At 42.1% G+C, this 6,912-nt stretch carries 9 protein-coding genes; 5 read left to right on the forward strand and 4 right to left on the reverse strand.

Annotated elements, in window-relative coordinates; translation table 11 throughout:
* Positions 1-63: 63 nt before the first annotated feature.
* Together WA352_RS20575 and WA352_RS20580 are read right to left on the reverse strand one after the other, a co-directional pair.
* Positions 64-1,320, reverse strand: a complete 1,257-nt coding sequence (locus WA352_RS20575; protein ID WP_171068193.1) for an esterase-like activity of phytase family protein — start codon at positions 1,318-1,320, stop codon at positions 64-66.
* 152 nt (positions 1,321-1,472) lie between these two features.
* A complete protein-coding gene (locus WA352_RS20580; RefSeq protein ID WP_005314680.1) occupies positions 1,473-1,877 on the reverse strand; it encodes a helix-turn-helix domain-containing protein in 405 nt (134 codons plus the stop codon).
* A gap of 81 nt (positions 1,878-1,958) precedes the next feature.
* Between WA352_RS20580 and WA352_RS20585 the strand changes: the two genes are divergently transcribed.
* From WA352_RS20585 to WA352_RS20605, 5 genes are all read left to right on the forward strand, one after another.
* A complete protein-coding gene (locus tag WA352_RS20585) occupies positions 1,959-2,450 on the forward strand; it encodes a DUF2938 domain-containing protein (protein WP_005314678.1) in 492 nt (163 codons plus the stop codon).
* An 11-nt stretch (positions 2,451-2,461) separates the two neighbouring features.
* Positions 2,462-3,037 (forward strand): flavodoxin family protein, encoded by a 576-nt coding sequence (locus tag WA352_RS20590; protein WP_005314675.1) that lies wholly within the window; start codon positions 2,462-2,464, stop codon positions 3,035-3,037.
* Positions 3,034-3,252 (forward strand): DUF2798 domain-containing protein, encoded by a 219-nt coding sequence (locus WA352_RS20595; RefSeq protein WP_004656444.1) that lies wholly within the window; start codon positions 3,034-3,036, stop codon positions 3,250-3,252. The genes WA352_RS20590 and WA352_RS20595 overlap by 4 nt, the downstream gene beginning before the upstream one ends.
* Before the next feature lie 315 nt (positions 3,253-3,567).
* Positions 3,568-4,131, forward strand: a complete 564-nt coding sequence (locus WA352_RS20600; RefSeq protein WP_005314663.1) for a lytic transglycosylase domain-containing protein — start codon at positions 3,568-3,570, stop codon at positions 4,129-4,131.
* 361 nt (positions 4,132-4,492) lie between these two features.
* Positions 4,493-5,011, forward strand: a complete 519-nt coding sequence (locus WA352_RS20605; protein WP_081401671.1) for a lytic transglycosylase domain-containing protein — start codon at positions 4,493-4,495, stop codon at positions 5,009-5,011.
* Between the two features lie 55 nt (positions 5,012-5,066).
* On the opposite strand, the gene cysK is transcribed toward WA352_RS20605, so the two are convergent.
* Positions 5,067-6,068: a cysteine synthase A gene (gene cysK / locus WA352_RS20610; protein WP_004802030.1), complete on the reverse strand. Its 1,002-nt coding sequence runs from the start codon at positions 6,066-6,068 to the stop codon at positions 5,067-5,069.
* Positions 6,069-6,258: 190 nt separating this feature from the next.
* Positions 6,259-6,801, reverse strand: coding sequence for a GNAT family N-acetyltransferase (locus WA352_RS20615; protein WP_005314656.1), 543 nt, complete (start codon positions 6,799-6,801; stop codon positions 6,259-6,261).
* Positions 6,802-6,912: the final 111 nt, after the last annotated feature.

Below are 6,912 nucleotides of genomic sequence, written 5' to 3' on the forward strand. Positions count from 1 at the left end.
CCGATCAGTATACGCCTTCGACCGAAATGCGGAATGATCATTTCGGCCATTTTTATCAAATGTTTAAAATAATGCTTTAGGCAGGCGAATCTGAATGATTTCATTATCATCGGCGAGTTTGGCATTACGGCCCGATGAACCTGGGAAATTATTGTCATTCAATACCGTCAAAGTCGTGCCATTTTCAATAATCACATCTTCAATGGTTTCAAATGGGAAGGCAAACACCTTGCCTGTACCAATATCTCCATCACGCGCTATGCCATACAGCCCATTCGGGTTGGCAATTTTGATTAAATCAACCAAGTCTTCGCGTGCCACCACCTGCTTCGGCTCATTGAATTTAATCCGAATCAGTTTCTTATGGCCACCGAGATTATTTTGACTCACATCGCGCTCAATAATGATGCCTTCTTTGTCATTAAACAGCTGGAAGTCACCAATATTGGTGGCTTTACTATCCAGTACAAACCAATAATAAACACCCGTATAGGCTTTCTTCTGAAGATCAAATTGAGAGATCAGCAGCCGACCTGTCGAGTCATTCAGCAATGGCTTTTCCAGTAGCGGATACAGGTATTTGCCATCAGGTGAAATTGCCATGCCTTCAAAACCACTACTGCGCCCCACCAACGGCTCAACATAATTGATATTGGCTTTATTCAGCTGGTTTTGCGGAGAGCGTAATTCTTGACTCGGATTAAATGGATTTGGCAAAGCAATCGGTGCATCGAGTAACACACCATCGGCTGAGAAATGTAGTAAGAATGGGCCAAATTCATCACCAATCCAATAAGTACCATCTGGCGCACGTTGCATTGATTCAGGATCAAAGTCTGCCCCTGTCAATAAACGTTCTGCCGTATTGCCATTCACAATCTCAAAAGGAATTCGCTTATTGGGATCACGTAGCTGAATGAAGCTTTGTACGGATACTTGTCCTGTACCTTTACTTTTGGTTTTAAAATCGGCTTTGATTTTATAAATGCGTAATAAAAAATCAGCTGAATTATCCTGTGTGCCAAAACCATTATCGGCCATAGCCATATAACTGCCATCCTCATTTTTTAAGGCAGCAGAAAAGCCCTGTACAGGTTGTCCTTTAAAAGGTGGATAGATGCCATTGGCCCCACTCACCGCTTTACCTGAATCTGGTCCAGCGGCATAAGTTGCGACAGGAAGCTTGGCGAAAGAAATCAGCGTGGGTTCTGTGACTTTGTCTGTCGATGTATTCTGATCTAGATTATTGTCATCATTATTACAAGCCGTTAAACCCAAAGCACTACAGCAGAATAAGGCCAATAAAGTTTTCTTGTTCATGGTTTTATACATTTGGTAAAAAATTAGGCAAATTAAAACAAGTTTTTATGACGCTTTTACTGCAATAAAATGAAGTCTTTATGGCGAAAAGATGACAATGTAACGCCATGCTTGGCTCTATAAATAAAATAAACCCGCTCCATTCAATATCATTAAAGCTTGATCGGATGATATTCACCAGCAATCGCAGCTTTTAAAAAGTTTTGAAAGGTTGGGCATTGCATATGATTTTCTGCGGGACATACCGCAGCATGTCTCAGTCCTTGGCTGATAAAGTGCAAACGTCGGGTCATTTGTTCCAGTTGCTCTGCTTTCTCATTGAGCATGGCTCGGTCCAATTCGGGCTGACCACCCTCCCCAAACATATGCGCAATTTCATTGAGGGAAAAACCTGCCGCCCGCCCCAAAGCAATCAATGCCAATTGATCCAAGACATGCTTGCCATATTGTCGGCGTAAGCCATGACGGCCTATTGATTTGATTAAGCCTTTTTCTTCGTAAAAGCGTAAGGTTGAGGTGCTCACATTGCCCCGTTTAGCCACTTCTCCAATATCCATAAATACCCCTTGACTTCAAGTTGACTTGAACTTGCACACTATCTTTATCGCGTTTTATGCAAAAAAGAGCAAGGTGAAAAAATGGAAACTGCGGAACTGTTATTTCAAATCCTCTGCCTAGGTATAGGGGCCACAATAATGATGGATATGTGGCTATTGCTGTTAAAAAGACTCCACCTCCCAAGCTTAAATTTTGCCTTACTGGGTCGTTGGGTCGGTTGGATGTTTCGGGGCAAGTTCATCCATGCATCGATTGCGCAAAGCCCTGCCATTCAAAGGGAATATGCCTTGGGTTGGTTGGCACATTACAGTGTCGGCATTCTCTTTGCATTCAGCTTTGTCCTGATTGTAGGCGAAGCATGGTTATTGCAACCACAATTCATCTCTGCCTTTATTTTCGGGGTGATTACAGTGCTCATTCCCTTTTTCATCATGCAACCGGCTATGGGCGCAGGCATGGCGTCAACGAAAACAGCACAACCTTTGCAAAATTGCCTACGAAGTCTGATTAACCACGCTATTTTCGGCTGCGGTTTATATCTCAGCGCTCAATTGCTTGTACTGTTTCACTGAGGGAACAAACCATGAAATCCATTGCCATTGTTTATCATAGTCGTCAGGGCCATACTCAATTTATTGCCCAACAGATTCAACTCGGTGCCACACAAGCTGCACAGCTTAAAATTGATTTATTCACCGCTGAACAGCTAATATCACAACCTGAATTACTCTGTCACTATGATGGACTGATTTGGGGTTCACCAACCTATTTGGGTGGTGTCTCAGGCACATTGAAACAGTTGATGGATGCCACAGGACCTTTATGGAAAAAACAAGCATTTAAAGGAAAGTTAGCTGCAGGATTTACCGTTTCCTCGCTACCCTCAGGTGATAAGCAATCTACACTGATTTCACTTTTCACCTTTGCGATGCAACACGGTATGATATGGGTCGGTAATCCTATTTTACCTGAGCAACATCAAGGTGTTCCTTATACGCAAGCGGCTAATCGTCTCGGGTCATGGTCTGGCCTTATGGCACAAGCTGAACATGCCAGTGCGGAAAATGCTTTTGATTTTGGCGATATCAAAACCGCTCAGTTGTTTGGACAAAATTTTGCTTTGAGCTTAAGTGCATATCAAGGAGTGATGATCACGTGAAAGCAGCAAGTCTTTTATTTCCATTGATTTTATCCTGCATGATGTCTTTTTTAATCTCTGGCATCACCACATTAAAGGCAGTCGGTTTTATCGATCATTTCTTTGCCATGTGGATGTCAGCATGGATCGTAGCGTGGATGTTTGCCTTTCCTAGCGTATTGGTCTGCGCGCCAATTGCACAAAGGTTGGTCGGCTGGATTCTAAAGAAACGCTAATTTGCACTTTGTAAGTAAAAGCCTACAGTGACTGTGGTGATTGGCGAATATCCCTGATGAGATAGATTCGCTAATATATCAAGCATAGAGAGACAGGATGTCTCATTCAGAATAACAAGAAGCACAGGATGTGGTCGTTGACAGGAGTTGGCGGCAAGAAACCAAATATGAGAAAGCCTCGACAGGATGTCGGGGCTTTTTTATTCGGCTTAATATCTAAAACTAAACGATTTACCCCTATAGATTGCATTGACTGTCATCGACTTGCTCCCTACCATCCGCATGTTTTATAGATGACGGTCAAATTTTTCCACGATGATAATTCACAAAAAATTTTCTTTTTCATATTTTCAAATCTCATTTGCCAAATTAGCACTCATTTTTTTCAGTACTTATCTCACCGTTGCTTGTACCAGTACCAAAGGGCCCAGTATTAACCACTCGCAAAAACTATCTTCTGGTATTCAAAATGCTTTTTCAGTATCACCAACAACCGCAAATCGGGTTGCTCCCATCATTCTGCAAACAGCTGAGCGCCATAATATTTCACCACATTTGTTGGCTGCGCTGATTCGTCAAGAATCTAGCTATAGAACTCGCGCACGCTCTTCAGCAGATGCCGTGGGTTTAACCCAAGTACGCCCAAAATTCTGGCAACAGTTCTGCCCTGGTGATTTATATGATGAACACGTCAACATCAATTGTGGTGCCTACATCTTAGCGAATTACTATCAATCCACAGGCGATTGGTCCAAAGCCCTCGGTTATTACAATGTTGGTCCTACAGGTTACAGACGAAGCCCCTATATGCGCCAGCAAGCTGAACGCTATGCGAACTCGGTTAAACGCCATGAACAAAGCTTAAAAGAAGCGCTATAAAGTTCTGATGTAAGCAAAAACCTACAATAACTGCGGTGATTGCCGAATATACCGAATGAGCTAAATTCACTAATATATCAAGTATAGAGAGACAGGATGTCTCATTCAGAACAACAAGAAACACAGGACGTGGTCGTTGACAGGAGTTGGCGGCAAGAAACCAAATATGAGAAAGCCTCGACAGGATGTCGGGGCTTTTTTATGGCCACTCTGATTCATTCATTACCGTAAAATAACTCCTATTGACTCCCCTAAACTGAGTGCATACCATCCTTATACTTCTGTTTGGTATCGGGTTCTGGTTTTGCACATCACATCGACTTCTTCTGATCAACTTGCGGCCTTTAAAGCGTTTGCCACAATCATTTTAAAGATCAGCCTTGTTGTGCTAGCAATCAGTCTATCTGCATGTAGCAGTTTAAGCGGATCCTTTGCCAATCGCTCGAACCAACTTTCCTCAGGTTTGCAAAATGCGTATTCGGTTTCTCCGACTACGGCCAATCGCTTATCGCCGATGATCATTCAAAGTGCTGAGCGTTATGATGTATCCCCGACTTTACTTGCCGCGCTCATTCGCCAAGAATCGAATTACAACAGTTCAGCACGTTCGCCAACAGGGGCAATCGGTTTAACCCAGATTATTTCCAGCCATTGGCGTCAGTCTTGCCCTGGTAATCTCTATGATGAGAATATCAATATTAACTGTGGTGCACATGTGCTCTCGACCTACTATCGATCTGCTGGCAGTTGGTCTAAAGCGGTCGCCTATTACAATGTTGGACCAACAGGCTACGAACGCAGTTTCTGGACACGGCATAAAGCCAAGAAATATGCTCGTTCGGTCAAACGCCACGAAAAAACCTTAAAGAAAGCGCTTTAAAATCAATAAAAAAACCATGCCTCAAGCATGGTTTTTTATGGGCTGAATCACGAAATTACGCTTCGTCAAATAAACCTTCAAATAAAACTGAAGATAAATAACGTTCACCGCTATCCGGTAAAATCACCACAATAGTTTTGCCTGCATTTTCAGGACGTTCAGCAATTTGCGCTGCTGCCGCTAATGCTGCACCACTTGAAATACCGACTAAAATCCCTTCTTGAGTTGCGCACTTTCTTGCCCACTCAATTGCATCTGCGCTATTCACTGGCAACACTTCATCCACTAGATCCAAGTCTAAGTTCTTAGGAATAAAGTTTGCGCCAATTCCCTGAATTTTGTGTGGCGCAGGTGTGATGCTTTCACCACGTTTAGTTTGCGTGATGATTGGTGATTCTGCAGGTTCAACTGCAACTGAATACAATGGTTTATTTTGAACTTGCTCAAAATAACGTGAAATCCCCGTAATGGTACCACCTGTACCGACACCAGCAACCAAGATATCCACTTGACCATTGGTTGCCTGCCAAATTTCAGGGCCAGTGGTGTCGGTATGAATTTGTGGATTGGCTGGATTCTCAAACTGTTGTGGTAAGAAGTACTGTTCTGGATTTTCAGTGGCCAAACGAACGGCTTCATCTACCGCGCCTTTCATACCTTTGGCTGGATCAGTCAGAACCAGATTCGCGCCTAAAGCTTTCAGTACTTTTCTACGCTCTAAACTCATACTAGCTGGCATGGTTAAGGTAATTGGATAACCTTTTGCTGCTGCGACAAATGCCAAAGCAATCCCTGTATTGCCACTGGTTGGCTCAACAATATGCATACCTGTTTTAAGTACACCACGTTTTTCTGCATCTGCAATCAACGCTGCACCAATACGACATTTCACTGAGAATGCAGGGTTACGGCTTTCCACTTTTGCCAGTACCGTTGCACCTGTTTTGATGAGGCGATTAATACGGACTAAAGGTGTGTTACCAATCGCTTCGGCATTATTTGAATATACTGCGATACCGAGGTTGGCAGGTGTTGGAAATTGCTGATCGGTCGACATGTTATTTCCTTATTAGATTTGGAATGATTCTCAATCATTATAGGCTTGTCAGCCAAGGAGGAAAGTAGAAAACGTTAAGATTTATGAAAAGTTATAAATTATCGAAGTGAAATACCAACCGATTCTTATCTTTATACAGTCTTTAAATTAAAATAATTTTATTCAATATTAATACGCTATACAGTGATTACTACCAAAGCTCGCCCTCTCGCCAATCCGCGCAAATAGCATCATCAGCTGTATGATGTGATAGTAATTCTTTCAGCTTAGCACTTAATGGATACAACAGAATTTCATTCTCATCTGTCAAATAAGTAGAGCTATTTTGTTTGATATATAAATCCCCCAACCAAGAAATCCAGCCTAGTTTTTTATAGAATGCATCATCTTCGGGTTGTAATGCAGCAAGTTCATAACCCCAAGTCGTTAAAGCATCGATCAAATATCTTAATAACTGTGATGCTAGCCCCTTCCCCCGCATCATTTCATCAGTCGTCACATATTCAACATAAGCAGTTTTTACACTGATATTGTCATTAACAATGAACATTCGATCCGTCCATAGAGCGTGCGATACAATCTTTTCATCCAACATACCGACTAGATGAGAAGCTTTTTGCATGAAGGCATACTGACTCCAAGGATCTTCATCAAAAGCTGTAAAACATAACTCAGCAATCTGTTGTCGCTGTAGTCTATCTAGATCTTGAGCGGCAAGAATTTTAAACTGCATGAACTGATGCTCGATTCAAATTGTTTATATTTTAAGCAAGGAAAGGGAGAGTATGAAGTATTTTTAGTCAGATCTAATTAAAATAAGTGGATATATAAAATTCCACAGATA

This window comes from Acinetobacter sp. 102 (genome assembly GCF_037028485.1).
Taxonomy (GTDB): domain Bacteria; phylum Pseudomonadota; class Gammaproteobacteria; order Pseudomonadales; family Moraxellaceae; genus Acinetobacter; species Acinetobacter higginsii.

Coding starts and splice junctions, on each gene's coding strand:
- WA352_RS20615 (WP_005314656.1), bottom strand. CDS start 6,801: ATGCAGTTTAAAATTCTTGCCGCTCAAGATCTAGATAGACTACAGCGA.
- WA352_RS20575 (WP_171068193.1), bottom strand. CDS start 1,320: ATGAACAAGAAAACTTTATTGGCCTTATTCTGCTGTAGTGCTTTGGGT.
- WA352_RS20590 (WP_005314675.1), top strand. CDS start 2,462: ATGAAATCCATTGCCATTGTTTATCATAGTCGTCAGGGCCATACTCAA.
- WA352_RS20600 (WP_005314663.1), top strand. CDS start 3,568: ATGATAATTCACAAAAAATTTTCTTTTTCATATTTTCAAATCTCATTT.
- WA352_RS20580 (WP_005314680.1), bottom strand. CDS start 1,877: ATGGATATTGGAGAAGTGGCTAAACGGGGCAATGTGAGCACCTCAACC.
- WA352_RS20585 (WP_005314678.1), top strand. CDS start 1,959: ATGGAAACTGCGGAACTGTTATTTCAAATCCTCTGCCTAGGTATAGGG.
- cysK (WP_004802030.1), bottom strand. CDS start 6,068: ATGTCGACCGATCAGCAATTTCCAACACCTGCCAACCTCGGTATCGCA.